General features: G+C 66.9%; 30 protein-coding genes. 20 read left to right on the top strand and 10 right to left on the bottom strand.

Annotated elements, in window-relative coordinates; all coding sequences use genetic code 11:
• Positions 1-13: 13 nt before the first annotated feature.
• Both ACZ3HL_RS35870 and ACZ3HL_RS35865 read right to left on the bottom strand, forming a co-directional pair.
• On the bottom strand, positions 14-397 hold the full coding sequence (locus ACZ3HL_RS35870) for a hypothetical protein (protein WP_465535765.1): 384 nt from the start codon (positions 395-397) through the stop codon (positions 14-16).
• Positions 398-439: 42 nt separating this feature from the next.
• Positions 440-1060, bottom strand: a complete 621-nt coding sequence (locus ACZ3HL_RS35865) for a hypothetical protein (RefSeq protein WP_465535763.1) — start codon at positions 1058-1060, stop codon at positions 440-442.
• Positions 1061-1230: 170 nt separating this feature from the next.
• Here ACZ3HL_RS35865 and ACZ3HL_RS35860 point away from each other — a divergent pair, with 170 nt between their 5' ends.
• Entirely contained in the window at positions 1231-2808 is a 1578-nt protein-coding gene (locus ACZ3HL_RS35860) for a phage portal protein (protein ID WP_465535762.1), read from the top strand.
• A gap of 398 nt (positions 2809-3206) precedes the next feature.
• On the opposite strand, the gene ACZ3HL_RS35855 is transcribed toward ACZ3HL_RS35860, so the two are convergent.
• Entirely contained in the window at positions 3207-3398 is a 192-nt protein-coding gene (locus tag ACZ3HL_RS35855) for a hypothetical protein (RefSeq protein ID WP_465535760.1), read from the bottom strand.
• Positions 3399-3458: 60 nt separating this feature from the next.
• Here ACZ3HL_RS35855 and ACZ3HL_RS35850 point away from each other — a divergent pair, with 60 nt between their 5' ends.
• From ACZ3HL_RS35850 to ACZ3HL_RS35805, 10 genes are all read left to right on the top strand, one after another.
• Complete coding sequence (locus ACZ3HL_RS35850; RefSeq protein WP_465535759.1) at positions 3459-4103, top strand: hypothetical protein; 645 nt, start codon at positions 3459-3461, stop codon at positions 4101-4103.
• Between the two features lie 61 nt (positions 4104-4164).
• Positions 4165-5148: an SU10 major capsid protein gene (locus ACZ3HL_RS35845; RefSeq protein ID WP_465535758.1), complete on the top strand. Its 984-nt coding sequence runs from the start codon at positions 4165-4167 to the stop codon at positions 5146-5148.
• Positions 5148-5336 (top strand): hypothetical protein, encoded by a 189-nt coding sequence (locus ACZ3HL_RS35840; RefSeq protein ID WP_465535756.1) that lies wholly within the window; start codon positions 5148-5150, stop codon positions 5334-5336. Before ACZ3HL_RS35845 ends, ACZ3HL_RS35840 begins: the two co-directional genes overlap by 1 nt.
• Before the next feature lie 394 nt (positions 5337-5730).
• A complete protein-coding gene (locus ACZ3HL_RS35835; protein WP_465535755.1) occupies positions 5731-6090 on the top strand; it encodes a hypothetical protein in 360 nt (119 codons plus the stop codon).
• 22 nt (positions 6091-6112) lie between these two features.
• Complete coding sequence (locus tag ACZ3HL_RS35830) at positions 6113-6442, top strand: head-tail adaptor protein (RefSeq protein WP_465535754.1); 330 nt, start codon at positions 6113-6115, stop codon at positions 6440-6442.
• A gap of 4 nt (positions 6443-6446) precedes the next feature.
• Complete coding sequence (locus tag ACZ3HL_RS35825; RefSeq protein ID WP_465535752.1) at positions 6447-6758, top strand: hypothetical protein; 312 nt, start codon at positions 6447-6449, stop codon at positions 6756-6758.
• The gene (locus tag ACZ3HL_RS35820; protein WP_465535751.1) at positions 6755-7177 is read left to right on the top strand and encodes a hypothetical protein; all 423 of its coding nucleotides are present in this window, start codon (positions 6755-6757) and stop codon (positions 7175-7177) included. The genes ACZ3HL_RS35825 and ACZ3HL_RS35820 overlap by 4 nt, the downstream gene beginning before the upstream one ends.
• Before the next feature lie 11 nt (positions 7178-7188).
• A complete protein-coding gene (locus ACZ3HL_RS35815) occupies positions 7189-7839 on the top strand; it encodes a phage tail tube protein (RefSeq protein ID WP_465535749.1) in 651 nt (216 codons plus the stop codon).
• A gap of 78 nt (positions 7840-7917) precedes the next feature.
• Positions 7918-8196 (top strand): hypothetical protein, encoded by a 279-nt coding sequence (locus ACZ3HL_RS35810; protein ID WP_465535748.1) that lies wholly within the window; start codon positions 7918-7920, stop codon positions 8194-8196.
• A gap of 125 nt (positions 8197-8321) precedes the next feature.
• Positions 8322-8606, top strand: a complete 285-nt coding sequence (locus tag ACZ3HL_RS35805) for a hypothetical protein (RefSeq protein ID WP_465535747.1) — start codon at positions 8322-8324, stop codon at positions 8604-8606.
• Between the two features lie 5 nt (positions 8607-8611).
• Here ACZ3HL_RS35805 and ACZ3HL_RS35800 read toward each other — a convergent pair whose 3' ends face one another.
• Complete coding sequence (locus ACZ3HL_RS35800) at positions 8612-9412, bottom strand: hypothetical protein (protein ID WP_465535745.1); 801 nt, start codon at positions 9410-9412, stop codon at positions 8612-8614.
• Between the two features lie 99 nt (positions 9413-9511).
• Here ACZ3HL_RS35800 and ACZ3HL_RS35795 point away from each other — a divergent pair, with 99 nt between their 5' ends.
• The 8 genes from ACZ3HL_RS35795 to ACZ3HL_RS35760 are packed head-to-tail and all read left to right on the top strand — an operon-like array spanning position 9512 to position 17453.
• A complete protein-coding gene (locus tag ACZ3HL_RS35795; RefSeq protein ID WP_465535743.1) occupies positions 9512-12433 on the top strand; it encodes a hypothetical protein in 2922 nt (973 codons plus the stop codon).
• A 20-nt stretch (positions 12434-12453) separates the two neighbouring features.
• Positions 12454-13296, top strand: coding sequence for a hypothetical protein (locus ACZ3HL_RS35790; RefSeq protein ID WP_465535742.1), 843 nt, complete (start codon positions 12454-12456; stop codon positions 13294-13296).
• The gene (locus tag ACZ3HL_RS35785; RefSeq protein ID WP_465535740.1) at positions 13297-15555 is read left to right on the top strand and encodes a hypothetical protein; all 2259 of its coding nucleotides are present in this window, start codon (positions 13297-13299) and stop codon (positions 15553-15555) included.
• A 15-nt stretch (positions 15556-15570) separates the two neighbouring features.
• Positions 15571-15888: a hypothetical protein gene (locus ACZ3HL_RS35780; protein ID WP_034317512.1), complete on the top strand. Its 318-nt coding sequence runs from the start codon at positions 15571-15573 to the stop codon at positions 15886-15888.
• The gene (locus ACZ3HL_RS35775; protein ID WP_465535738.1) at positions 15885-16850 is read left to right on the top strand and encodes a LysM peptidoglycan-binding domain-containing protein; all 966 of its coding nucleotides are present in this window, start codon (positions 15885-15887) and stop codon (positions 16848-16850) included. The genes ACZ3HL_RS35780 and ACZ3HL_RS35775 overlap by 4 nt, the downstream gene beginning before the upstream one ends.
• Positions 16832-16975 carry a hypothetical protein gene (locus tag ACZ3HL_RS35770; RefSeq protein WP_465535736.1) on the top strand — a complete coding sequence of 48 codons (144 nt, stop codon included), beginning with the start codon at positions 16832-16834 and terminating at the stop codon, positions 16973-16975. The genes ACZ3HL_RS35775 and ACZ3HL_RS35770 overlap by 19 nt, the downstream gene beginning before the upstream one ends.
• A 6-nt stretch (positions 16976-16981) precedes the next feature.
• Positions 16982-17275, top strand: a complete 294-nt coding sequence (locus ACZ3HL_RS35765) for a hypothetical protein (RefSeq protein WP_465535734.1) — start codon at positions 16982-16984, stop codon at positions 17273-17275.
• A complete protein-coding gene (locus ACZ3HL_RS35760) occupies positions 17268-17453 on the top strand; it encodes a hypothetical protein (protein ID WP_465535732.1) in 186 nt (61 codons plus the stop codon). Before ACZ3HL_RS35765 ends, ACZ3HL_RS35760 begins: the two co-directional genes overlap by 8 nt.
• A gap of 132 nt (positions 17454-17585) precedes the next feature.
• On the opposite strand, the gene ACZ3HL_RS35755 is transcribed toward ACZ3HL_RS35760, so the two are convergent.
• From ACZ3HL_RS35755 to ACZ3HL_RS35735, 5 genes are all read right to left on the bottom strand, one after another.
• On the bottom strand, positions 17586-18050 hold the full coding sequence (locus tag ACZ3HL_RS35755; RefSeq protein WP_465535730.1) for a hypothetical protein: 465 nt from the start codon (positions 18048-18050) through the stop codon (positions 17586-17588).
• A 185-nt stretch (positions 18051-18235) separates the two neighbouring features.
• On the bottom strand, positions 18236-19936 hold the full coding sequence (locus ACZ3HL_RS35750) for a recombinase family protein (RefSeq protein WP_465535729.1): 1701 nt from the start codon (positions 19934-19936) through the stop codon (positions 18236-18238).
• Between the two features lie 215 nt (positions 19937-20151).
• Positions 20152-20775, bottom strand: coding sequence for a pyridoxamine 5'-phosphate oxidase family protein (locus ACZ3HL_RS35745; protein ID WP_465535728.1), 624 nt, complete (start codon positions 20773-20775; stop codon positions 20152-20154).
• Positions 20768-21925, bottom strand: a complete 1158-nt coding sequence (locus ACZ3HL_RS35740; RefSeq protein WP_465535726.1) for an NAD(P)/FAD-dependent oxidoreductase — start codon at positions 21923-21925, stop codon at positions 20768-20770. Before ACZ3HL_RS35740 ends, ACZ3HL_RS35745 begins: the two co-directional genes overlap by 8 nt.
• Positions 21909-22922: a glutathione S-transferase family protein gene (locus ACZ3HL_RS35735; protein WP_465420320.1), complete on the bottom strand. Its 1014-nt coding sequence runs from the start codon at positions 22920-22922 to the stop codon at positions 21909-21911. Before ACZ3HL_RS35735 ends, ACZ3HL_RS35740 begins: the two co-directional genes overlap by 17 nt.
• A 96-nt stretch (positions 22923-23018) precedes the next feature.
• Here ACZ3HL_RS35735 and ACZ3HL_RS35730 point away from each other — a divergent pair, with 96 nt between their 5' ends.
• A complete protein-coding gene (locus tag ACZ3HL_RS35730; RefSeq protein ID WP_465535890.1) occupies positions 23019-24395 on the top strand; it encodes a WS/DGAT/MGAT family O-acyltransferase in 1377 nt (458 codons plus the stop codon).
• Positions 24396-24546: 151 nt separating this feature from the next.
• Here ACZ3HL_RS35730 and ACZ3HL_RS35725 read toward each other — a convergent pair whose 3' ends face one another.
• The gene (locus ACZ3HL_RS35725; RefSeq protein WP_465535724.1) at positions 24547-25530 is read right to left on the bottom strand and encodes a PQQ-dependent sugar dehydrogenase; all 984 of its coding nucleotides are present in this window, start codon (positions 25528-25530) and stop codon (positions 24547-24549) included.
• Positions 25531-25575 lie beyond the last annotated feature (45 nt).

Here is a 25575-nt window from a genome sequence, read left to right as displayed (position 1 = left end):
ACGGTCAGAACTTTTACCACGAGCTGTAAGGCTTAAGGGACGTTGCGATCTTCATCAGCTCTTTGACGGGTTTCGTTCCCCCGAGACGGACATGTGTACCGCGTACTTCGCATGCCACGGCCTGTCCGCCGCGTGGATCACCGGGGCCGAGGTATAGTAGCGCCATGCCGTCATAGACGGTTTCGTTCCACTCTTCCCGGCTCGGCGAGAGTTGAGACTCGGAAGATTGACCCAAAAACAGAGTGTAACCTCCCGTCCAAATGACGAGAGCAGATGATTTTGAGCGATGGGCGAACGCTCGAAATGGATCGCGTGGCATCGGTTGTGGAACCAGAAATGTGAACGTCACTTCGACATCCACTTCAGCAAGACTGAAGCGCTCGTCGTGATCCTTCATGAGATCCGCCCATCGACTCAATCTAGGTAGATGAAATCTACTCTACCACACTGAAGGAATGTTGACGGCGCTTGACTGCGAAACACAAACCAGCCAACGTGATGTGTCATCGCCAAGCCAGCAGTTGGACGGCCACGACGTCCAGATTGTCCCGGTCGTGAGGATCATTTCATAGTTCGCGACAATCTGATAGTCCCCAGCGCAGTAGACGCCGTCAACGCATCTATATCCACCAGGGGACAAGACGGCCTGGCAGACTTTGCTGGGGTCATTGATGTGGCATTGATCCTTAACGGACCAAGCTTTGGTGGTGTTCTGGAAATATAAGACGCTGTCCGACGACAGGTACTCCATGTAGGTCGGAAAGCAGTTGACTCCGGTGCTCCAGTTTGCGTCTACGTGGGACAGCGTGTATGGCCCGCCTTCAGGCCCATAGCCGGTCCCTGTGATATCTCCCTGCATGGTCATGTCGCATGGCGAGTCCAGCAAAGTCTTTGCAGACGGGGCGGATGTGTTCTTGATGCTGGCCGTGAACTTCTGCTTCGGTAATTTGATCGAAATCTTGGATTCAACAAGTGGAGTGTTCGCAGGTTTTTCTGCCGCCTCGGCCATGCCGACTTGTAATGCGCCCACCGTTAGGATGGTGGCAACAATAGTCAACATGGACAGAATCCATCTTCGCACGATGCAGCCTCCGGTTCTGATTCCAACAGAAATACAGGCGCCGGACAGCGAGTGATGCCACCTGATTCATGCCCCCTTCCGCAGGCCCCACTCGCTGCGGCAATGCCCACACTGCCTGGGGCAACGGCCGTCAACCATCCTCCAACAGAGTGAACAAGCGAACCGGTCAGTCTTGTGCAATGAGATGTTTCGGAAGGCGGGGAAGTTATTGCATGGTGCATAAGATTCAAATCTCTCCGAAATCCTGGGTCGATCGGCTGTCGCGCCTCCACAACGCGCAACTCCCGGATTTGGAATTGCTGGATTCGTATTACGAGGGTGAACAGTCACTGTCCTATATGCACCCGGAGCTGCTGCGCCGCTTGGACACCCGCGTGCGACAGGTCGTGATCAACTGGCCTGAGCTGGTCGTGGACTCCCTCGATGAGCGTCTCGACGTAACCGGGTTCCGGCTCGGCGGCGAGCAGGCCGCCGACCGGGAATTGTGGAACATCTGGGCGGCGAACGAACTGGGCCTGCACTCCGAGCAGGCACACATCGACGCCCTGGTGCTCGGCCGGTCCTTCGCGATCATCGGCACGAACGAGGCACGGCCCTCGACGCCGCTGGTGACGGTCGAGTCCCCGCTAGACGTCCATGTGGACATCGACCCGCGCACCCGCGAAGTCCGGGCCGCGTTGAAGCGACAGTTCTCCGAGGACGGCGACCAGGCCGAGGCTTACGCCACGCTGTACCTGCCGAACGAAACCATCTGGTACTCCTCCGACAACGGCGGCGGAGTCTGGGAAGAGACCGACCGCGACGGGCACGGCATGGGCGTCGTTCCCGTCGTGCCGCTGGTGAACCGGCCCCGCACGCGGCGGCGCCGCAGCGCGCCCCCGCGGCTTGGACGCTCGGAGCTGGCAAGCGTCCTTCCGCTGTCGGACGCGGCCTGCAAGATCGCCACCGACATGATGGTGAGCGCGGAGTTCCACGCGATGCCGCGACGGTACGCGCTCGGTTTCGACAAGGACGATTTTGTTGACAGCAAGGGAAACCCGCTCACTCCATGGGAGGCTGTCGCCGGCGTTCTCTGGGCGTCCTCGAAATCGCCGAAGGATGACGGGGTGACAGTCGGGCAGTTCCCCGAAGCCGACCTGTCGAACTTCCACAACACGCTCAACACCCTGGCCCGTCTCGTCGCCAGCCTGTCCGGGCTGCCGCCGCACTTCCTCGGCTACAGCACGGAGAACCCCGCCAGCGCGGAAGGGATCCGGTCGTCGGAGTCCCGTCACATCAAACGGGCCGAGCGGCGGCAGCGTTCGTTCGGCAGCGGCTGGAACCGGGTGGCGCAGCGCATCCTGCACGTGCGCGACGGCAAGGTGCCCGACGAGGCGCTCCGGGTCGAAACCCAGTGGGTGGATCCGGCTACGCCGACGTTCGCCGCACAGGCCGACGGCGTGGTGAAGCTGTACTCGGCGGACAAGCTCCTGCCGCGCCGCTCCGCCCGCCGGGCACTCGGCTATTCCGACGCGCAGATCCGCGACATGGAGACCGAGGACCTCGAGGCCGACACCGAGCACACCGACCGAGACGAGCCGACCGAGAACAGCCTGACACAGGATCGCGGTCCGGCCGAGCTGCCGGACCGCCAGGAACAGGAGCAGGAGCGGCCGAGCGTGCTTGCCGGATCACGGTTGCGGCCTGCGCTGGCGGTGCAGTTCCGCGAACCGGCAAGCACGTCGTAACGCTGGTTGGCCATCGTGGACATACCAGGCGCGAGACGTGTCAGCGCAGCTCAGGCCGCATAGCCCGCCGCCGGCGGACGTTGCATAATCGAACACATGTCGATCGTGGAGGCGTATCGTACCTGCACACGGTTGACCCAGGTCAACCCGTGTGGGTCGACCTGCGCCGCGTCTTCCCTGTCGGGTCTCCCAAGGAGACTGTCCCCGATGGACTGGACCTCACCGGGCTAGTGCCAGGAACTCTCAACGCCTGGATCGCAACGACCACCGGCCACTGGGTCGGGTTCGTCACCTTCATGCTCGGAACCCCCGGCGCCGGAGGTACGACGCATCGGCAATGGATCTTGGCGGACGCTTTGCAAGCACGCTAGTTACTTGAACCCCGGCGTTGCCGGGAGTCAAGTAATAGCCTTTTTTTGAAGGCTTTCGGTCGCGATCGCGGCGCCTGCGAAAGTGATCATGGCGGCAAGCATCCAGGTGAGCTGCCACGCGGTGATTCCGCTGCTGGCACCGGCGACGACTTGAGCGCCGACCGAGCACGCGCCAAGGACAGCCACGGCGGCCTGTGTTCGCGTCGGCTTGGCGTTCACGCCACGAGCTTTTCATACGTGCCCATCACGGCACTCAGCGCATCCCTATGAGGACAGACAGTGACTGATTCCCACGTACCCGGCGACAACGCCCCCACCTCGCAGACCCCGCCGGAGCGGAGCACGACCGCGGCCGGCCCCACCCCATCCGAGACCGGGCAGGCCGCCGAGGTGGATTACAAGGCTCTGTTTGAGCAGACTCAGGCCAAGCTGAGCAAGGTCGAGAAGAACGCCAAGGACCACAAGGCCAAGGCTGCGAAGCTCGACGCGATCGAGGCCGAGCAGCAGACCGACGCGGAGAAGACCGCGCAGCGCGCGGAGTCCGCCGAGAAGCAGGTGGCCGTGTTGCGGCGGCGGGCGGTGGACGCGGAGATCCGTGCCGCTGCCTCGGGGTGGGCGGATCCGACCGACGCGCCCCGATATCTCGACGATCGCGACCGCTACGTCAGCACCGACGGCGAGATCGACACCACCGCCATTGCGGCCGACCTCGCCGCGGTTCTCCTCGCGCGACCGCACCTTGCCCGGGCCGGGGAACCGGCCGGTCCTCGCCGGCCCGCGCCTGACCCGTCGCAGGGCGCGCGGCAGTCCGGTCCGGCGGGCTATGACTCGCAGATCGCCGACGCGGAGAAGCGCGGCGACTGGGCGACGGCGATCACACTGAAAAACCAGCGCCTCGCCGAACAGGCAGCTCAGAAGCGCTAAACCGCGCTAGTTCCCGGCCGCGTCGGCGGCACACCACCCGTACACCTTTCAGGAGACCGTTATGCCTGGTGTGGCCGCGATCGCCAACACCTACAACGCACCGAACTTCGTGGGCGAACTGTTCGCCCTCACTCCGACCGACACCCCGTTTCTGTCCGCGATCGGTGGCCTGACCGGTGGGAAGCGCGCCAACGCCGTCGTGCACACCTGGCAGGTCTACGACCTGCGCGCCCCGGACGCCAACCGGCAGCGGGCCGAAGGCGCGGACGCGCCCAATCCGGACACCCGCGTCCGGGGCACCGAGCGCAACGTCCTGGAGATCCACCAGGAAACCATCGGCGTCACCTACACCCGCCAGGCCACGCAGCAGATGTTCGCCGCCACCGGTTCGGCCCACCCGAACGCCGCGTCGATCGGCGGCACCAACCCGGTCGTGAACGAAATGGACTGGCAGACCCGTCAAGCGCTGATCCAGATCGGGCGCGACGTCGAAGCCGGGTTCATCACCGGCACGTTCCAGGAGCCCACCGACAACTCCAAGGTTCGCAAGACGCGCGGGATCCTGGAGGCGACCAAGACGAACGTGATCACCAACGCCACCCCCGCGCCGCTGACGGAAGCGATGGTGCTGGACCTGCTGCAAAAGGTCTGGACGAGCGGCGGTATCCAGGTGTCGGAGACCGCGACCCTGATGTGTGGGGCGTGGCAGAAACGGCAGCTGACGAACGAGTTCATCACGAAGAAGAACTATCGCGAACAGACCCGCAACGTCGCCGGAGTGTCCCTGACGACCATCGAAACCGACTTCGGCACGCTGAACGTGATGCTCAACCGCTACATGCCCGCCGATGCTGTCGAAGTGGTGTCTCTGGACCAGTGCGCGCCGGTGCTGCTCGAGACGCCCGGCAAGGGCTTCCTGTTCTCCGAACCCCTGGCCAAGACCGGCTCGGTGGACAAGGCCCAGATCTACGGCGAGATCGGGCTGGAGTACGGGCCGGAGAACGCCCACGGCAAGATCACCGGCCTCACGGTGGCTGGTGCCTGATGAAGTTCACCAGCACCCGCTACCCGGCGCTGACCGTGCACGACCTCGGCGTGACCTTCGTCGACGGCGAGGCCGAAGTCACCGACAAGGCCACCGCCGACGCGCTCAAGAAACTGCCCCCTGAGCTCGGGGTCCGCGCGGCCGGAGGGAGACCGGCCAAGGACGTCAGCGTCGGCGAGACCACCTGACCGGCCACGATGGGCGAACCGCACGGATCAAGATCGCAAGGTCTCGAAGCCCTTTGGTTTCTCCGGTCCAATAGACGATGAAACCAGCGAAGGCGAGCACGCACACGCAGAACACAAGGCGGCAGCCAGCCCCGACCAGAAGTAGCCACAACATCCACAGCTCCACAACAACTCACCAATCGCCGCCCGCCGGTCCCGGTATCGGCGGGTTGTGGGTTGTCAGTGCTGTTCAGTTGTGAATTACCTTCATGTCTGATGTTCGAGCGGATTCCGGGCCGCTTTCACTATTTTGTTCCATAATTGAACGAACATCAGCCGAAGCTGGCTCGACTCGCTCAGCCGACCCAGCCTTCGCCGCTCAGTATAGCGGGCCGGAGACCAGGAGCTGGTGCCCATGACCGCTCCATCACCACTTGCGACCGTTGCTGACGTCCAGGCACGTGCCGAGAACGAACTGACCACGGTTCAGCAAGCCCGTGCGGCGGTTCTGCTGGCCGACGCGTCGGCGCGGGTCCGGCAGCAGGTTCCTGACCTGCCGGACCCGCCGCCCGACACCACGCCCGGAGTCATCTGCACAGCAGTCCTCCGGGCGTTGGCGTCGCCTCCGGACGGCAACGCCTCCGAGACCGTAGGCGGACATTCCCGCACCGCCGCCCACGCCGGGGGCGGGCTCTACTTCACCGACGACGAACTAGACCTGCTTCGCCCGCCCGTGCCCGCCCCGCGTGCGGCGTTCACCATCTGGACCGTCTAACAAGATGGGGCGGTGAGCCACCATGCAGCTGCCTCACCGCCTGATCGTCGTCACCCCGGTGCCGGTGCCCGACGAGTACGAGAACCCAGTTCCTCAGCTCACCTACGGCCCGGACGCGCTTCGGCGGACCGTGGCCGGATTCATGCAGCCGGGGAGTTCGACCGAACCGGCCGCGCCTGGCCGTCAGGTGGTGGTCACCGGCTGGCGGGCGTTCACCGCCGCACCAGTCACCGCACGGGAGCGAATCGAGTGGGACGGGCGCACGTTCGAGGTGTCCGGAGAACCGGCACGATGGTCACCGCGGTTCGGCTACGTCCACTACGAACTCACCCTGACCCACGTGGAGGGCTGAACAGATGGCCCTGGAACGCGTCACGATCGACTACGCCGCCGTCGCGGAACTCCTGCATTCGCCAGAATTCGAGCACGAGATCCGCGCCGTTGCTGAAAAGGTCGGCGAAGCCGCCCGCGCCTCCGGGCACGTGGTGACCTCGGGTGAGCCGCTGCCGATCGAGGTCTACGCCGACCCCGACACCGACCGTGTGGGCTGGTCGGTCGCCATCCGCCACCCCGCCGGAGTCGGGATGGAAGCACGCTACGGGCTGCTCAAACGCGCGGCGGAAACCGCGGGCCTGTCGGTCGAGAGCGAACAGGACGGCGGAACGTGACAGGTCCTGTACCGGTACCGGTCGACGTCGCCGGGCTGGTCGTGCGGCGCCTGCGCGGTCTGCTCGCCGGCCAGGGCCTCGCGGTCGCCGAACGAGTCCAGGTCTCGACCGAGACCGGCGCGGGGCCGGACGGCGGACCGCCATCGCTGCCGTGGCTGCTCATAGCCGAGGACGGCCACACCTGGACCTGGCCCGCCGTGCAACGTGCCGTCATCCGGCTGACCGTCTGGCACCACAGCCCGCACACCTCGAAAGCCCTCGCCGCGCTCGCACTCGGCCTGCTCTGCACACCCGCACCACCGAGTCCGATCATCCGGGCTGAACCAATCGCCGCGCCGCTCGCGGGGATCGATCCACACACGGCCGCACCGCTGGCCACCTGCGCCGCCGCTGTCTTCGCGCGCACCCCCACCATTTGAGGTTTCCCTACATGGCAATGAATTCCGCGCTCGTCCGCGTCCCCGGCACCGGTGAGGTGTCACTCGCGCCAGCGGACACCCCCGAACCCGCCGACCCCATCGCACCACTCGCCGCCCCGTGGGTCGGCCTCGGGCTGTCCACCCCGGACGGCACCACCCTGGCCCGCAAAGTCGAAAAAGAAGGCACCGAGCACTGGCAGCAGCTCACCCCCGCCCGCTACATCTACAAGTCCCAGGAACTCACCGTCGCGTCGGTGTTCCAGGAAACCAAGGGCGAAGTGCTCAGCGCGTACTTCGGTGGCATGAAATTCGCCGCCGTCGGCACCGGAACCCCCAAGGTCTACCGGGCCGAGATCAGCTCCATTCCGAAGGGTGACGTCCGCGCGCTCTGCGTCGACTGGATCGACAACATCTCCGACACCGAGGTCTATCACCACCGCCTCTACCTGCCGCGCGCCGAGGTGTCCGAGACCGAGGACGCCCAGTGGGGTCGCACCCAGGAAGCGCGCTGGGGCATGAAGTTCTCCGCCCTGGCGCCGCCGAAGGGCAAGACCTACATCGCCGTGTGGCTCACCGACGATCCCGCTGTGCTGTTCGGAGCACCTGCGGTCACCTCGGGAGCGCTCGACGTGAACACCGAGGACCAGCCGCGCGTGAAGTGACGCCACGCCAACTCGGCTAATCAGTAGCCACTGCAACGACAGTTCCGAACACACCTCACTGAAGGAGCACAACACCTGATGGCGACTCGACAACGCGCGGAAGCAACCGGCAAGCCCGCCTCGCCCGGCGCGAGCCTGGCCGTGACCTGGCGCGGCAAGCGGTTCACCCTGCCCAGCCCGGACCGGTTCCCGCTCGAAGCCCTCGAAGCCGAGGAAGACGGCAAGCACCTGACCGCGCTGAAACTCATCCTCGGGCTCGATCAGTACGCCGAGTGGCGCGGTCTGGCCGCCACAGCCGCTGACGCCGAAGACTTCTCGGCCGTGGTCATGAAGGAGCTGGGGCGGGGAAACCCTTAACGGTCGCCCTCCTTCTGGCCGATGAGGCGACCGCCGAAGCCCTCGAAACAGACCTGCTGCGGTACGGGGTCGACCTGCTCGACCTCTACCGCGGACTCCTGTCCTACCGGCGCCTGTGCGCACTGGTGGCGCATCTGCCCAACGATGCGGCGGTCTGGCGGCTGCATGACCCGAACGGCGCGCTAACCCGGGCGGAACTGTTGTTAGCCGCGACCGAACGCCGCGTGACGGCACTGTGGGCCACCGTCGCCTCCGCGCTAGGTCTGGAGATCACCGAAGCGCAGCTTTCCGACCCCGTGCAGGTACCCGCGTCAACTGTCAGTAGAACAGCAACCGATACCGCTTCACTTGGCAACGATGAGCCAACACAAAAGAGCTTGCGAGAAATCGCGCTCTGGATGCGCGAGTAAGCAAGCTAAAGCTGCAATTGGCCACGGTCATTACGCAAGTTCCACGCTGTCATGATCGTAGTACCGACTAGCAGTGTCGTCGTCAGGAGACTGCTGTCAGGGGCAGTAAGTCTAAGGTCCAGGACCCCTTCCGCAGTTGCGCGTATTTGCTCCTGATCGGCTAAAGCGAGGACCGCCCACATCTGACCGTGGGCTACTCCGCTGCATGCGTTCCATACGATCTCGGATACGTCCTGCGGGGCAGAATCGATCGCCAAGGCGGCATCTCGGATGATCTCACTAAAGGCAACTTGTTTGGTAATCTTTCCTAGTTCTTCACTGGAGAACCCCCGATTCTCACCTATGCGCAGCAGTGCCTGCTTCCTGTTGGGCTCAAGTGCATAACTAGAGTCGGCAAGCTTCATAACTTTTGCGCGATAGCGAATATTGGTCCATTCTAGGCGTAACCTTCGCAAGATTCTTTCGTTGCGCGAGGCAGGCTGAAGAAGCCACGCCGACGTTGACGCGTTCTCCAGTGCGCCACGAAGAAGCGTGAACGTGGCACGAGCTGGGATCACTCCTGCAGTTCCTACTAAGGTGCTCACGGTTTGAAAGTGATCGATTGCGCCCACGAGTGAATTGGTTACCGCGTGGCCGATCTGGTAAGGGTTCGTTATGCGATTGTCTGCAGCTAAACTGCTTCCCTCAACTGGATGGGGCCACGGTTCCTGACTTCTTCGATTCAGTAGTTCGATGCCGTCGAAAACTCTCCTGAGGCCCGCAAGGGTCTCGGGGGATATCGTTCCCGTGTTCTCGTTTGCCGTCACCAATTCGCTCCGTTTCTGCTGCGCTGACCGAATTATACGACCACGCCTGACTCCATATTTGGCCGTCCGGGCTCTTGATGCTGGGGAAGGTGAGCCTCAGTGTCCTCGGTTGCTCACGCCTATCTCAAGATCATGCCGTCCCTTCAGGGCTTGGGGCGGCATCTACGTGATCAGGTCCGTGAGGCCGAAGGGCAGGCCCCGAAGGTCAGCCTGTCGACCGAGGTGAAAACCGCGCTGCTGCGCGAGCAGTTGCGCGCCGCCGCCCGTGAGGGTGATCAGACCGCGATCCGGTTGCTGGCCGAGCTGGACGCCGAACCGGCTGAAACCCGTTTCGCCGCGCTGAAACGCCGCCTCGATGGCCAGAACATCACGATCAAGGTCGTCTTGGACAAGTCGGTCGGCGCGAGTATCCGCGGCCTGTCCGAAGTGGACTCCCGGATGCGGTCGGCAACCGGTGCGATAGCGCTGCACTCTGGCGCGGTCGGTCTGGCCACCTTGAAGTACGGGGCGATGGCGGCCGGTGCCGGGCAGGCCGTGACTGCGTTGGGCGGCCTCGGGTCAGTAGCGGCCACCGCGTCGGGGTCGCTGCTGGCGGTTCCTGCGGCCGGGCTCGCGGCCGTGGCGATTATGCAGACGCTCAAGCTCGGTGTGTCCGGGTTCTCCGATGCGCTCCAACAGGAGGATCCGAAGAAGTACGCCGAGGCGATCAAGGACTTTCCGCCCGCGATGGCGGCGGCCGCGAACGCGGTCCGCGCGCTGCGCCCGGAGTTCCTCGGGCTGCGGCAGGAGGTGCAGCAACGGCTGTTCACCGGCCTGGCGTCGGAGATCACCGCGTTGTCGGGCACGTATCTGCCGTTGCTGCGGCACGGGTTGGGCGGGATCTCCGAGGGGCTGAACGCCGGCGCGCTTGGCTTCGCCGCGTTCGCCCGCGAAGGCCGCACTGTCTCTGACGTCGGCTCGATCCTGGGCAACACCTCGGCGACTATGCACGAGCTCTCACGAGCGGTGCAGCCGTTCCTGCAAGGGCTGCGCGATATCGCCGCCGTGGGCGCGGAGTTCCTGCCCGGCTTCGGATCCGGCCTCGCTGACGGTGCGCAGAAGTTCGCCGACTTCATCGCGGCGGCACGCGAGTCTGGGCAGCTCCGCGACTGGCTCTCAGCAGGGCTGTCGGCTGTGGGTGACCTGGTCACGGTTCTGAAGAACCTGGGGCAGGTCGTGTTCGCGGTGTTCTCCGCCGCCAGCACTGGCGGCGGCGGGCTGCTCACGGTCCTGGTCGACGTCACCGGCCAGATGGCCGAGTTCGTGCGCTCCGCCGAAGGTGCGCGGGCCTTGGGCCAGATCTTCGACGGCTTGCACGCCGTCACCACGGGTTTGATGCCGGTTCTCGTCGCGCTCGGCCAGGCCATCATCGGCTCGATCGCCCCGGCGATTGCGCAGCTGGGGCCGATGATCGGTGCGGCGTTCGCCGCGCTGGCCCCCGCGATCGCTCCGCTCGGGCAGGTCCTCGCCGCGTTGGCTCCTGTGCTGGGCACAGCGGCCCAGGCGTTGGCGGCTGTCCTGGTTCCGGCGGCTGCCGCGCTGGCCCCGATCGTCGGCGCGCTGGCCCCGGCCGTCGCGGAGCTGGTGGGGCAGCTCGGCGGCGCGCTCGGCGCGGCGGTCACCGAGCTGACTCCCGCCCTGGTGGAGCTCGCGCGGACGCTCGCGCCGCTGATCACGCAGTTCGGCGGGCTCCTGGTGCAGGCGCTACGGCTCGCGGCCCCGGCGCTCGGGCAGCTGCTGACCGCGCTGTCGCCGATCATCGGGCAACTCGGTGGCGCGCTGCTGCAAGCCCTCTCGGCTGTCCTGCCGGTGCTGTCCGCGCTGGGCGGGGTGTTCACCTCGGTGCTGCTGGCCGCCCTGAACGCGGTCATGCCGGTGCTTCCCGTTGTGGTGCAAGCGATCCAGCAACTCGCCGGTGTCGTGTCGACCGCGTTGCAGGCGGCCACGCCGGTGCTGTCGGAGGTCGGTGGGCTGCTCGGCCAGATCGCCGGTCAGATCCTCGCGGCGCTGCTGCCCGTGATCCCGCCGCTGGCGGAAGCGTTCCTCGGGATCGTGACAGCGCTGCTGCCGATCCTGCCGCCGCTGCTGCAACTCGTGTCCGGGCTGCTGCCGCCGCTGCTCGATTTGGTGACGTCTCTGCTGCCGGTGATCGTGCAGGCCGCCGGGCTGTTCACTCAGCTCGCCGTCGCGCTGACCCCGCTGATCACGCAGATCAGCCAGCTGTTGATGCCGATCATCCTGGAGCTGTTCGGGCTGGTGAAGGGCAAGTTCTCCGCGATCGTGGAGATCATCTCCAGTGCGCTGAAAGTGATCTCCGGCGTCATCTCTGTGGTGACCGGTTTGATCTCGGGGAACTGGGATCAGGCGTGGACCGGCGTGAAGAACATCGTCTCCGGCGCCTGGGGAATGATCAAAGGGATCGTCTCGCACAGCATCGGCGGCGTGCTCGATCTCGTCGCCAGCATTCCCGGCCGCATCCTGAGTGCGCTCGGCAACCTCGGCTCCCTGCTGTGGGAAGCCGGGCGGAGCGTGATCCGCGGCCTGGTCGACGGTCTCACCTCCGGGTTCGGCTGGGTGAAAGACCGGCTCGGCGAACTCACCAACTGGATCACCTCGTGGAAGGGACCACCCGCACGGGACCGGGTCCTCCTCACCGGAAACGGCCGCTTGATCATGCGCGGCCTGCTGACCGGGCTGGAAGACGGCGAACCGCAAATCCGGGACTACCTGACCGGCCTCACCAACACCCTGCACGTGGACACACCACCCGCTCACGGCACCGCACCGGCAGCCAACGGCCAGGCGGCTGCACCGGTCCGGCCGGTGTTCCCGCCGGGAACGTCCGCGTTAGACGCCGCGTCGATCTCGGCCGCCGTGACGGCGGGGGTGCTGCTCGCGCTCGATGGCGCACGGCTCCGTGTCGATGGGGCGGGGACTGCGCGACTGGTGAACACGGTCAACGCAGCCAACGCCCGACGCTAACGAAAGGGACGGTGGTCGCGGTGGATGATTCCGTGTTCTGGCTGGGGCCGCTCGGCGCGCTACGGGCACTTCCGTCACCGTCGCTGGGCGGCCCGCCGGAAATGGTTCCTGTCCGCACCGGCGGGCTGCACCGGTCGATCACGGGGCGCCCGACACTCGACCGACTCGGGATCCGCCGCACCTGGGTCCTCACCTGGCCCTACCTTGACGAGGACACCCACCGGTGGCTGTCGCTGCTATACGCGGGCCTGCTCGGCGGCCCGGTGTGGTTGCTGGACCCGACCGCAGGAAACCGGCTACCTGTCCAGGTGGCCACCGCCGGGAGCGTCGAGCATGGCCCGGAAGGGTTCGCTACCGCCGGAACCCTGACCTGGCAGGCCACCCCTGTCACCCCACCGGATCACCCGGCACCTGCGGGATCCGGGGCTCTGACGTGGACCACGGCCGACACTGGCGGCGGTCTGCTGCTGACCCGGTCCGCCGTCCCGATCCTGCCGGGCGAGCCGGTGACGTTCGCCGCCAGCGTCGCCTGCACGGTCCCGGTGGCGCTGACCGCGTTCGTGCTCAACGCGGCCGACGTCGTGATCACCACCGTGTCGACGGCACCGGCCACGCCCAGCAGCGGCGGCGCTCGGATGAGGTTGACCGTGCCCGCGACGGACGGTGCCGCGTCAGTACGCCCCGGTCTGGTGCTCGGGCAGGCCGGGACGGTGACCACCTCGGCGTGGTCGCTCACCAGCGGACCGGAGCCGGTGGGGTGGTCGGCCGGGAGTGGTGCCGCGATGGTGCTGATCGAGTCGCTGCCATGGAAGTACCCCGTTCCCGGGTCGTTCGCGACCACGCTCACCCTGCTGGAGGTATAGGTGACCCAACCCGACGAGCTGGCGGCGGCGGTCGACGCCGCGCAACGCCAGCCCCGCGCCAAGGTTCGCGTGGACTGGGGCCGGAGCGGCGGGTTCGACCATCCACTCTCGGATCTGTCCACTGTGGCCGAAGACCTGGTCATCGAACGGCAGATCTCCGGTGATCTCCCAGACGAATGCACCCTGATCGAGGGCTACACGACCGCGACCCTGGCTGCCACCCTCGCCGGCCAGCGCACCGACGATTCCCGCGACGTCGCCCGGATGCTCACGCCCTACCGGGCGGATTCCCTCCTGCACGAAACAGATCTCGTGGACGCCCCGCTGACGTGTGACATGGGGTTGCTCACCACGTCGGGGCGGGAACTCGTCCGCCAGTTCACCGGCTCCACCCGCACGCTGACGTTCTCGGCATCCGACCGGTCGGTGACGCTAGCCGCGCTGGACCCTGCCGAAACGCTCCGGGCATCGGTGACGCTGCCACCGGTCGCGCAAGAGGAGGCCGAGCACTACAACACCACCGAATGGCCGTTCCAATGGCGCATCAACACCCAATGGGTCATCGACTATGTGTTGCGGCGCAACGGAATCTTCGCGTCCCCGCCACCCCGTCCCGACTGCATGTTCGCGATGACCTGTCACGGCGGCCTGATCGCCGACGTCGGGTTCAACTCCGACTTCGGCTACGGTGAAAAGCTCGACGCGAGCGTGCCCGCATTCGTCCCTGGCCCCTACGGGATGCTCGCGGCGAACGGGACGGCGAAACTGTCCGCGACCATGAACGCCAACGCGGCGCTGGAGTTCCACCCCAGCTGGCCGGACCGGGGGCACCTGTTCGAATTCCACTGCAAAGCCGGTGCCAGCAACACCTTCGCGCCGAACATGAACGGCGACATCCTCAGCATGAGCACAGGCGTCCGGGGCATTTCCGGTGGGACGTTCGCCGTCGGTGTGACCACCGGCGGGCGAGTCGTGCTGAAGGTCCACTCGAACCGGTCCCTGGTCACCACGATCAACGGCCCCACCTTCGCCGGTGAGGCCGCGTGGCATCGGGTCGGCCTCTGGTTCCGCTACACCTCGTACCCCAAGTACACGATCGAGACCTGCTGGATGGTCGACGGCACGATCACGCCCATCGCGACCGAGACCGTGCCCCTGATCTCCGAGGAACGCAGCGGCGCCGGAACCTCGGTCTTCGCCTGCACACCGGTCCCGGTGAGCTGCCTGCACATCAGCATGGCGGCCGCGTCGCCCGCGGACTGGGGCGCACCGCACACGCCGCAAGCGGAGATCGACACCGGACTGAACTGGATGACCGGTCTGCCCGACATCGTCAACGCCGACTCCTTCGACGTCCTCAAACAAGCAGCGGCAGCGGAGTTCGGAGTGATCAGCTACACCGAGAACGGGCGCTTCCGGTTCCTTAACCGAGACACCGTCCACGCCCTGGCCGCGCGACCAGCAACAGCGACCCTCTCCGCTGCCGGGGCGCTCACTGAGCTGTCGCTCTCGACCTCGCTGGACTCGATCCGTAACGAGATCAGCCTCACCGCCGTACCCCGGCTGAAATCCATGAAAGACGTCAACGTCTACGAACCCGCGACAGCCGACGAACTCGAAGCCCCCATGGGCACCACACGAACGATCGTCACCTTCCAAACCAGGTCCGCGTTCCACGGCAACGCTCTGTCGGTGCACACCCTGAGCGCCTACACCAGCGACGACTACACACGGTTCTCCGCGTGCCGCCCGATACGCCGGGACACCGGAGCCGAGGTCACCACCGGCATCACGGTACGAGCGATACCCGTCAGCCAGGACCGCGTCAAGCTGGAAATCCAGAACACCAACACCTTCGCCCTGCGCTTCGCCCTCGACGACCGCCGCACACCAGCCTTGCGGCTCGTCGGTAATCCCGTGATCAATGGCCGCCCCATAGCCCACGTCGCCACCGATGACGCGTCCATCGCCCGCTATGGCCGACGTGTTCTCGCCCTGCCGGACAACCCGTTCCGGCAAACCCTCGACTCCATGCAGGCCATCACCACGTCCCTGCTGGCCGACCTCGCCCAGCCCACCACCGTCCTCAAAGACATTGCCGTCGTCGGTGACCCACGCCGACGGCTCCTCGACCCAGTCCACATCCATGACCCCGACGGGCTCGGCGGCCCTATCGCCGCTGTTGTCATCGGCAGCCGCCGCACCCTCAACACCACCGATGGCCTCGCCGACACCCTCACCCTCCGGGTCCGCCGCTGAACCCTGGAGCCGCCCGTGACGCCTGACTGGCTCACCGCGCTGGCCGCGACCCTCGGCCCCGCCACCGGTGCCCTCACCGGCCTTCTCGCGGCCCGCCGCGCTATCCGCACCGCCCGCACCACGGCCGATCACCAGGCGCTGGCCGAGCTGCACGCCGGATATCAGGCGCTGCTGAAAGACCGCGCCACGCACACCCGCGACGTCCTGGCCGAACTCACGGCCGTGAAAACCGAACTGTCCGCCGTGCGCCAGGAGAACGCGCGGCTGCTGCTCGAAGTCGGCGCCCTGCGCGCCCAGATGAACCGCCCACCCGAAGGACCACCGACCCCTTGACCGACTACGGCATCGATGTGTCGCACTGGAACCCAGTCAACGACTGGAACGCCGTGCGAGGCAACGGAATCACCTACTGCTCGTTCAAACTCACCGAAGGCACCGGCTACACCGACCGCACCAGCGGCCCACGCATCCCGGCCGCCCGCCTCGCCGGCGTCGTCCCCGGCGGCTACCACTTAGCCCGCCCCGGCGACCCGGACGCCCAGGCCGATCACTTCGCCAACCACCTGCGCCAGAACAACCTGCACACCAGCGGATCCCTGGCGCCGATGCTCGACATGGAAGCCGCCGAACTGCGCGGCACCGCCAACGCCTTCATTCCGCGGTTCATCGCCCGCCTGCGCGCCACGACCGGCGCCCGCAAGGTTCTCGTGTACGCGAACCTGGACTGGTTCACCCGAGTCCTCGACCCCGCCCGGTGGGCCGATGACGGCGTGCTGCTGTGGATCGCCCGCTACAACGGCAACCCCGGAAACCCCGGCTGGACCCACCCGAAACTCGCGCTGCACCAGCACACCCAGACCGGAACCGTTCCCGGCATCGGCGGCAACGTCGACCGCAACGCCACCATCGGACAGTTCACTCTGTCCGACCTCGTCACCGGCGGCAGCGCCCCGGCGCCGCAGCCGGTACCGCCGACACCGACCCCACCGGCCGACACCGAGGTCTACACCGTCCGCTCTGGCGACACCCTCTCCGGCATCGCCGCGCGATTCGGCACCACCGTCACCGCGCTCGCGGCACTCAACGGGATCGCCGACCCGAACCGCATCTACGCCGGACAGCAGATCCGCATCCGAGGCGGTACGGCAGGCGGGCAGCGGTACCAAATCCGGTCCGGCGACACCCTGTCCGGCATCGCCGCGAGATTCGGCACGACAGTCGCCGCCCTGGCCAAGCGGAACAACATCTCGAATCCGAACCGCATCTACGCGGGCCAGTGGCTGACGATCCCGTGACCGGCAACGGCGGCTGGCTGCTCCTGCTCGTCCTGCTTGTCTGGCTGGCCTGGAAAACCGCCCGCGCGTTCGTCCGCGCCTACGACTACCTCGATTCCCTCCCACCTCGCACACCCAAGGAGTAAACACACGTGTCTCGTTACCCCCTGCGCATCGCCGGATCCATCGTCGGCGCGCTCACCGCGATCGTGTCCGGCCTCGTCGGCTCCGGACTGATCACCACCGACCAGGGCAACGCCACCACCGGAGTCATCACCGGCCTAGTAACCCTGCTGGCCGCGTTCGGCGTCGTCATCTCCACCGAAAGGAAGGTCACCCCGCTGGCAGACCCCCGCACCCGCCAGGGGGCACCACTGGTGCCCGCTGAGACCGCCGGAGACACCCGCTACCGGTCCACCGAGAGCCGGGAGACCGGCCGTGGCTGACACCTACTCCGGCACGGCGATCACCGATCCGGCCTCCGTGCTCACTACCGCCGTTCTCCAGGCCGCCCGAGCAGCTGCGGCCACCGCGCCGCCGTTCACCACGGCTCAGCGTGACCGGCTCTCGTGCATCTTCGGCCCGACCGTGCGCCGGGTGCACCTGGACCGAACAGTCGGCTGACAGCACGTGGCCCTGGCACCTTCACAGGGGTGCCGGGGCCACGTGCTGTCAGGACCATGCCACCCGGTTCTGCTGCGACAAACCCGGCTGACCGCTACCACCCAAGTTGCGGACATTGACGCATTGAGGCGGTCAGCGCCCTGAGAGCGGCAGGAGGGCGAGGGCCTGGATACGAGAACTCGCGAAGTCGCTACCGCAACCAGGGCATCCATTGATCAGCTGGTGTGCGGGCAGGTGGGCGTTGAAGAAAGGCATGCCGCCGTCAGGGTAGACGCCGTGGAAACGTGCCGCGCAACAGTGGCAGGTCAGGGTGTGCACGTCCGCGAGGACGACACCACGTAGTTCTTGCTCGGCGGCCTCGAAGCCCACGACAGGCGTGGGCGACGGTAGACCCACGGGCCACACTGCCGCCAGAGGAACGCGGGTCGGCCGTCGATGATAGGTGAGCAGGGCCGGACGAAATCGGTTTTCCAGGTGGGTAAGAACTGCGGCCGTAGGCTGTAGCACCGCTGGAATGATGTCGCCATCAGCAAAGACCTCAAGCGTGGCCCAAGCCAGAGTGAACCTCCATTTCGCTCGTGGCACGTGGTCCGGCATGGAGTCATTCTCGCACCTGCTCGTGATACCGCTCGCGGCATCCTGCAATGCTCGACCGTCCGAACGCGCTTAATTCGCCTCAGCGGGCGTGTTTGCCGGACACGATGTTCGAGCTGCCACCGTCCCCTCACTGACAGCACATGGCCCGGCACCCTCCAGGATGCCGGGCCACGCCCTACCTCATCTCAGCTGACCTCGACCAGCACTTCGTCGTCGAACGAGTCGTCCATTCCCGGTATGGCTGCCGGGGCGCCCAGCCAGGTCAGCATGATGTCGTCCGGGTTGAACGGTGCGCGCCCACCCTTAGTGGGCAGCAGGCGGGGAGTGACCACCGCCCGCAGAACCTCCCGCTGTTGCGACAGCGACAGCCCGGCCCACACCGTTCTGGCGTCCGCGCCGAGCAGGTCCGCGACCACCGGTGACACCCCAATCTGGCGCACGCGTTCCTCGGCCGCCTCGATCTGCGGCACCAGCTTCGCCTCGATGCGGGACAGCCGTTCCGGGCCGATCCCGCCGCTGGCGGCCGAGTCGGTGAACCCGTCCAGCCGGGCGCGCAGTTCCCGCGCGGTAGCCACGGCCTTCGTCAGCTCGTCGGCCTGGTCCTCGTAGCGGAACAGCTCCCGCGCATCGTCGGACTCCAGGCGGGTCAGCACCGCCTCCACCACATAGGCGTCCGTGCGTTCCATGTCCCGCATGAGATGCCCATGAGGGCAGCGGTAGCCGGGCCGCGCCCGGTGCAGCGGGGTGGACCGGGTCGGGGTCTCGCAGATCCCGCACAACAGGATCCCGGTCTGCAAGTACTTGACCCGCGTTCCGTCGCGCACCGAGCTCCGGCTCGGATCGCCCAGGCGAGCCACGATCAGCGCGCGTTTCCGATCGCTGATGATCGGCTGCCAGACGCCCTTGCCGACGATCTTTTTGCGGAACACCCGCAACCCGGCGATCACGGGGCTGAGCGCGATGTTGCGGACCTTGGAGACGTTCCACTCCCCGGGAAGCGGATGCACCCACTGTTCCCGGTTCAGCTGCTGCGCGACCTGCGACGGCGTGTCTGCCCGCACCCGAACCAGCGCCTCATACGCGGCCTCCTGCTGCTCCGTGGTTAGCGAGTCGATGAGCTTCGCCCAGCCGTGCGGGTCCTTGGACAGGTGTTGCAGCTTCTTCACGTGATCCGCCCGCCACACGTGACCGTGAGCGCACGGCACACCCGCCTCGATCAGCTCCCGCACCAGCACGGACGCGTTCGGTTCCTCGATCAGCCGGTCCACGATCGCCTCCGCGATCGGCGCCGTCTCCGGATCGACCTCGCGGTGTGCCTCGCCCGTGCGCTGGTCATAGACGATCCGGTACCCGTAGCCCAGCGGACCAGCCCACAAACCTTCGAGCGCGCGGGCCTCGACACCCCGGCGGGTCCGCTTGCGGATCTTCTCCGACTCCCGCTCCGCGTCGACGGCGTCCTCGGCGGTGTCGATCCGGTCGTCCGGATCGTTCATGTCATAGATCCGGTCGTCATAGGCCCAGTAACCCCCGACCTTCTCCAGGATCTCCCGCAGCCGGGCGAACATCGACAGATTCCGCTGAGCCCGCGAGTTCTCCCACGTCCACAGCAGATTCGCCCGCCCCGTCGACAACAAGCGCAACGCCTCGGTGTAGTCCTGCCGCTCCTCGGTCGCGTACCGCGACGCCGACAGGTTGTTGTCCACCAGGACCGCCACGACGGTGATGCCGTTGTCCTCGCAGAACTTGCGGCCGACCGCGATCTGCGTCGACACCGCGACCTTCCGGGCCTTCGTCTCATTCGACGCCCTGGCGTAGATCACCGCGAACAGCGGCGGAAGCTCCCCAGTGATCGACCGCGCCAGCTTGCGGTTCAGTGCCTTACCCACGAACAAACCCCCAGCATGTCGCCGGGCGGTGGTCGCCATTGGACCCCTGTATGTGCAAGTCAAGTCTAGCCGACGAGCCACACAACACAGGGGGTTTGATGCAGTGCTGGACCCGCGTTTCCGCAGGTCCAGCACCCTGATCAGCTTGGGTTCCGTTCATGAGTTTGGGAACCTAAGTTGAAATGCAGCCAAGGAGGCCTTCACGGACGGCGGCTTCAGTACAGCCCGGCCGAGTAGACGGCGGGAGCGTAATACGCCTCGAGGTCGGCGAGGGAATCCTCCGGCCGCTCGAAGGTCTTGGAGATCGCCGCCCGCGACGGCAGCGCGTCGGGCGTCCAGCTCTCCGGCGACCAGAGCTTCGAGCGCATGAACGCCTTCTGGCAGTGGTGGAAGATCTCGTCGATGTCGACCACCAGCGCCAGCTTCGGCCGGTTGCCCTTCACGATCATGTCGTCGAAGAACGGTGCCTCCCGCACGAGCCGCGCGCGGCCGTTGATCCGCAGCGTGTCACCGCGGCCGGGGATCAGGTAGATCAGCCCGACGTGCGGGTTCGACAGAACGTTGCGGAACCCGTCGGCGCGCCGGTTGCCCGGCCGCTCCGGGATGGCGATCCGCGTGTCGTCCAGTACCAGCGTGAACCCGGCCGGGTCGCCCTTCGGCGAGACGTCGCAGGTGCCGTCCGCCGCCGACGTCGCGATCAACACGAACGGAGACTCCGCGAGCCACTGCCGGTCCATCTCGTGCAGCTTCGGGCGCGCCTTGTTCGCGGTCCGCTCCAGCGGCGGCGGCAGGATCTCGCGCAGCTCGGCCTCGGTGGTGACTTCGACGAACTCAGACAATGTTGTGCTCCCTCGTCACGGCCCGGTCGCCGGCGAACCGGCGGACGTCGAGCCCGCTGATGTCGATCTCCGGGACCCGCCCCAGGTAGAGGTCCCGCACGAGCTCCCCCACCGCCGGGCCCATCTGGAACCCGTGTCCCGAAAAGCCGGTCGCGTAGAAGAACCGCGACAGGTGGACGCTTTCCCCCACGATCTGGTTGCGATCGGGCGTGACCTCGTACAGCCCGGCCCAGCCGCCGCGGATCCCCGCGTCGAGCACCGCGGGCACCCGGCGCGCGGCGATTTCGGCGAGTTTCGGCAGCCACTCGCCCGGCTGGTAGCGGGTGTCGAAGCCCGGGTCGCCGTCACCGTCGCAGAAGGACATCGCCAGGCCGGCGCCCTCGCGGTGGAAGTAGAAGGCGGACGGCATCTCGATGGTCAGCGGCACGGACGCGGGCAGATCCGCGACCGGGCCGGTGAACACGACCTGCCGCCGGAACGGCCGCACCGGGAGGTCGACACCGGCGAGTTCGCCGATCCGGCCCGACCACGCGCCCGCCGCGCAGACCACCGCGTCCGTCCGCACGAAACCGGCAGAGGTCCGGACGCCGGTGATCTGGTCGCCGTCGCGTTCGATCCCGACGACCTCGACGCCGGTCCTGAGCACCGCGCCCTGCGCGCGAGCGGCCCGCGCGTAGCCCTGGACGGCGGAGTCCGGAGTCGCCTTGGCGTCGTCCGGCGACCACAGCGCCGCGACCACGCCCTCGGTGTCGATCAGCGGGGAGAGCCGCCGCGCTTCGGCGGGTTCGACGAGACGGCTGCGGACGCCGTAGGAGTTCTGCAGTTCGGCGCAACGCTCGAATTCGGGCAGGTCGGCGGGGTCGGTGACCAGGTACAGGTAGCCGTCGCGCCGGAAGTCGATCTCGGTCCCGTACGTCTCCGCGAAGGAGGCGTACTCGGCCAGCCCGCGCAGCCCGATCTCGATGTTGACCCGGGTGGTGAACGACGACCGGATCCCGCCCGCCGCCTTCGCCGTCGAGCCCGCGCCCAGGATGTCGCGTTCGAGCAGCAGGACCGAGACGCCGGCGGCGGCGAGCCGGTACGCGCAGCCGACCCCGATGATGCCGCCGCCGATCACGACGACGTCGGTGCGTTCAGGCAGTGGCTCCATCCGTGTCCCCGATCCGTTCGTCCTCGGGCGGCGGTCCCGGCGGCGTGCCGTCGCCGAACGGGCGCCCGCCCAGCTGCTCCCGGTGATGCGGCGTCGTCCAGCCGGACAGGTCCGGCCCCAGTGGGACGATCCGCGTCGGGTTCACCTGCTCGTGCACCGCGTGGTAGTGCCGCTTGATGTGGTCGAAGTCGACCGTGTCACCGAAGCCGGGCGTTTGGAAGAGGTCGCGGGCGTAGGCCCACAGCACCGGCATCTCGGCCAGTTTGTTCCGGTTGCATTTGAAATGCCCGTGGTAGACGGCGTCGAAGCGGACGAGCGTGGTGAACAGCCGGACGTCCGCTTCGGTGATCGTGTCACCGACGAGGTAGCGCTGCTTTTCGAGCCGGTCGGAAAGCGCGTCCAGCATGGCGAAGAGCCGGGTGTAGGCATCCTCGTACGCGGCCTGCTTGGTCGCGAAACCGGCTTGGTACACGGCGGCGTTGACGTCGGCGTAGACACCCGCGTTGACGTCGTCGATCTCGCCTCGAAGTCGCTCTGGGTAGAGGTCGGGCGCTCCGGACCGGTGAAGGCTGGTCCATTCGGTGGACAGATCGAGGGTGATCTGCGGATAGTCGTTACTCACCAGCTTTTTGCTCGGAATGTCCACAATGGCCGGAACGCTGATCCCGCCCATGTAGTGCGGATCGGCCGCGTGATAGGCCTCGGCCAGGTACTTGATCCCGAGTACGGGATCCCGGTCATCGGGATCGAGGGTGAACCGCCAGCTCTTCTCGTCCTGGATCGGATCGGCGACGGCCACGCTCAGCGCGGACTCGAGGCCGAGCAACCGCCGGACGACCAGGCCACGGCCGGCCCAGGGACAGGCCCGGCTGACCACCAGCCGGTATCTTCCCGCCTCCACCGGCCAGCCGTCGCGGCCGTCGGCGGTGACACGCGCGTCGAAATGGTTGGCGGACCGACGGAACTCACCCGTCTGCGGATCGGTCGGGATCGTCATGTGAGCCACCCTAAAGCGTGAGAAGGTGGTTTCGGTGTGCGTAGACTCTGGCACCCGGCGTGTCCGCACGCCGCCGCGCGGAAGGTGGTCCCGACGATGCCGTTCATGCCCGTGACCGACTCGATGTTCCTCCTCGTGGAGACGCGCGAACATCCGATGCACGTCGGCGGACTGCAACTGTTCAAGAAACCCGAGGGCGCCGGCCCCGACTATCTGCGTGACGTCCGCAAGAGCCTGCTTGATTCCGACAACATGCGCTCGGTGTTCCGGCGCCGTCCCGCCCGGCCGGTCAACACCGCCGGGCATATCGCCTGGGCGACCGACAACGATCTCGAACTCGACTACCACTTCCGGCATTCGGCGCTGCCCCAGCCCGGCCGGATCCGCGAACTGCTGGAGCTGACCGGACGCTGGCACAGCACCCTGCTCGACCGGCACCGCCCGCTGTGGGAGATCCACCTGGTCGAGGGCCTGCAGGACGGCCGGTTCGCGATCTACAGCAAGATCCACCACGCGCTGATGGACGGCGTCTCGGCACTGCGGCATCTGCAGGGCACGCTGTCCGACGACCCGTTCGACCTCGACTGCCCGCCGCCGTGGGGGCGCCGCGCCAAACCGGACGGCGGCCGCAACGGCAAGGTGTCACCCTCGGTGTTCAGCACCTTCGGCAAGACGGTCAACCAGCTCGCCGGCATCGCACCCGCCGCGATGAAGGTGGCGCGGGAGGCGTTCCAGGAGCACACGCTCACACTGCCTTCACAGGCGCCGAAGACGATGTTCAACGTTCCGATCGGCGGAGCCCGCCGGTTCGCCGCGCAGTCGTGGTCGCTGGACCGGGTGCGCAAGGTGGCGACCGCCGCCGGGGTGTCGCGCAACGACGTCGTCCTCGCGATGTGCGCGGGCGCGCTGCGCGACTACCTGATGGAGCAGAACGCGCTCCCCGACGTGCCGCTGACCGCGATGGTCCCGGTTTCCTTGCGGCGCAAGGACAGCGGGGACGCGGCAGGGAACAACATCGGCGCATTGCTGTGCAACCTCGCCACCCATCTGACCGATCCGGCCGCCCGGCTGGCGACGATCAACGCGTCCATGCGGAACGGGAAGAAGCTCTTCTCGGAGCTGACCCCGCTGCAGACGCTGCTGTTGTCGGGGATCAACGTCGCCCAGCTGGGCGTGTCCCCGATCCCCGGCTTCGTGAACAACACGAAACCGCCGTTCAACCTGGTGATCTCCAACGTGCCGGGGCCGCGCAAGCAGATGTACTGGAACGGCGCGGCGCTCGACGGCATCTACCCGGCGTCGGTGCTGCTGGACGGGCAGGCGGTGAACATCACGCTGACCAGCAACGGGGACAACCTGGACTTCGGCATCACCGGCTGCCGCCGGAGCGTGCCGCATCTCCAGCGCATCCTGACCCACCTGGACACCGCGCTCGCCGAACTCGAACACTCGGTGTTTGTCGGGCGCAGCTGACGAGAACATTCCGCAGGGCGCCGAAGCACTTGAATGTCACGTGCTCGTGAAGGCGCCCCCCAAAATGTTCTCGTGGGCCTCCGGCCCGAAAGAGGCTGCGCCGGTGAAGTCTCCGTCGGGCGCGGAGCGCCCTTGGGGAGACCCTTGACCGTTAGCTGCCGTCGGAGACGTAGAGGGCGCCCGGGGTGATCGTGTACAGCTGGCCGTCCGGGCCGGCGGTCGCGTCACGCGTCCGGCCGAGGTTGGTCCACAGCTTGCCGCCGTTGCCGTTCAGGTCGAGCTTGTACGTGCCGCCCTTGAGCGACGCCATGTACAGCGAACCCTTGTAGGCCGCGAGCCCGCTCGGCGTCGCCGAGGACGTCGGCCAGGACTTGACGGGATTGGTCATCCCGGCCGTGTTGCACGGGCCCTCGCAGGTCGGCCAGCCGTAGTTCTTGCCGGGCTCGATCTTGTTCAGTTCGTCGAGCCTGTTCGCGCCGATGTCGGAGATGTACAGCTGACCGTTCGCCCAGGTCAGGCCCTGGACGTTGCGGTGACCGTAGGAGTAGACGCGGCTGTTGAACGGGTTGCCGGGCGCGGCCGCGCCGTCGGTGGTGACCCGCAGGACCTTGCCGCCGAGGGAGTTCTTGTTCTGCGCGTTGGCGCCGTTCTGGCCGTCGCCGGTACCCGCGTAGAGATAGCCGTCCGGGCCGAACTTGATCCGCCCGCCGTGGTGGTACTGCGAACCACGCGGGATGCCGGTGACGATCGGCGTCGGCGCCTGGCCCAGCTTCAGTTTGGCGATCCGGTTGTCGGAACTGGTCGTGTAGTAGATGAAGACCGTCTGGTCGGTGGCGTAATCCGGCGAGACGGCGATGCCGAGCAGACCGGCCTCCGCGGTGACGCTCACCCCGGGGATGGTCTGGACCGTGGTGACCTTGCCCGCCTTGTCGATCTTGCTGATCGTCCTGGCGTCCTTCTGCGTGAAAACGCCCGTGCCGTCGGGCAGGAAGTCGATCGACCAGGCCTGGTTGAGACCGCTCGCGAGCTGCCTGATCGCCTGGATCGACGGCGCTTCGGCGGCCGCCGGGACGGTCGCGATCGACACGGCCGTCGCCGCGGCGAACGTGGCGGCGAGAGTACGACGTAAGAACATGGGACGCCTCCTTCAGCTACACCCCTGGAGCTCGGATGGCGGCGG

Source organism: Amycolatopsis sp. NPDC000009 (assembly GCF_055563465.1).
The sequence above is the reverse complement of the archived record's forward strand: the minus strand, read 5'-3'. Positions and strand labels throughout refer to the sequence as shown.

Bases quoted from the DNA above. Each gene is read 5' to 3' on its own strand.
- ACZ3HL_RS35865 (WP_465535763.1), bottom strand. From the start codon at position 1,060: ATGTTGACTATTGTTGCCACCATCCTAACGGTGGGCGCATTACAAGTC.
- ACZ3HL_RS35830 (WP_465535754.1), top strand. From the start codon at position 6,113: ATGCAGCTGCCTCACCGCCTGATCGTCGTCACCCCGGTGCCGGTGCCC.
- ACZ3HL_RS35840 (WP_465535756.1), top strand. From the start codon at position 5,148: ATGAAGTTCACCAGCACCCGCTACCCGGCGCTGACCGTGCACGACCTC.
- ACZ3HL_RS35730 (WP_465535890.1), top strand. From the start codon at position 23,019: ATGCCGTTCATGCCCGTGACCGACTCGATGTTCCTCCTCGTGGAGACG.
- ACZ3HL_RS35755 (WP_465535730.1), bottom strand. From the start codon at position 18,050: ATGCCGGACCACGTGCCACGAGCGAAATGGAGGTTCACTCTGGCTTGG.
- ACZ3HL_RS35870 (WP_465535765.1), bottom strand. From the start codon at position 397: ATGAAGGATCACGACGAGCGCTTCAGTCTTGCTGAAGTGGATGTCGAA.
- ACZ3HL_RS35835 (WP_465535755.1), top strand. From the start codon at position 5,731: ATGACCGCTCCATCACCACTTGCGACCGTTGCTGACGTCCAGGCACGT.
- ACZ3HL_RS35815 (WP_465535749.1), top strand. From the start codon at position 7,189: ATGGCAATGAATTCCGCGCTCGTCCGCGTCCCCGGCACCGGTGAGGTG.
- ACZ3HL_RS35845 (WP_465535758.1), top strand. From the start codon at position 4,165: ATGCCTGGTGTGGCCGCGATCGCCAACACCTACAACGCACCGAACTTC.
- ACZ3HL_RS35825 (WP_465535752.1), top strand. From the start codon at position 6,447: ATGGCCCTGGAACGCGTCACGATCGACTACGCCGCCGTCGCGGAACTC.
- ACZ3HL_RS35810 (WP_465535748.1), top strand. From the start codon at position 7,918: ATGGCGACTCGACAACGCGCGGAAGCAACCGGCAAGCCCGCCTCGCCC.
- ACZ3HL_RS35740 (WP_465535726.1), bottom strand. From the start codon at position 21,925: ATGGAGCCACTGCCTGAACGCACCGACGTCGTCGTGATCGGCGGCGGC.
- ACZ3HL_RS35725 (WP_465535724.1), bottom strand. From the start codon at position 25,530: ATGTTCTTACGTCGTACTCTCGCCGCCACGTTCGCCGCGGCGACGGCC.
- ACZ3HL_RS35735 (WP_465420320.1), bottom strand. From the start codon at position 22,922: ATGACGATCCCGACCGATCCGCAGACGGGTGAGTTCCGTCGGTCCGCC.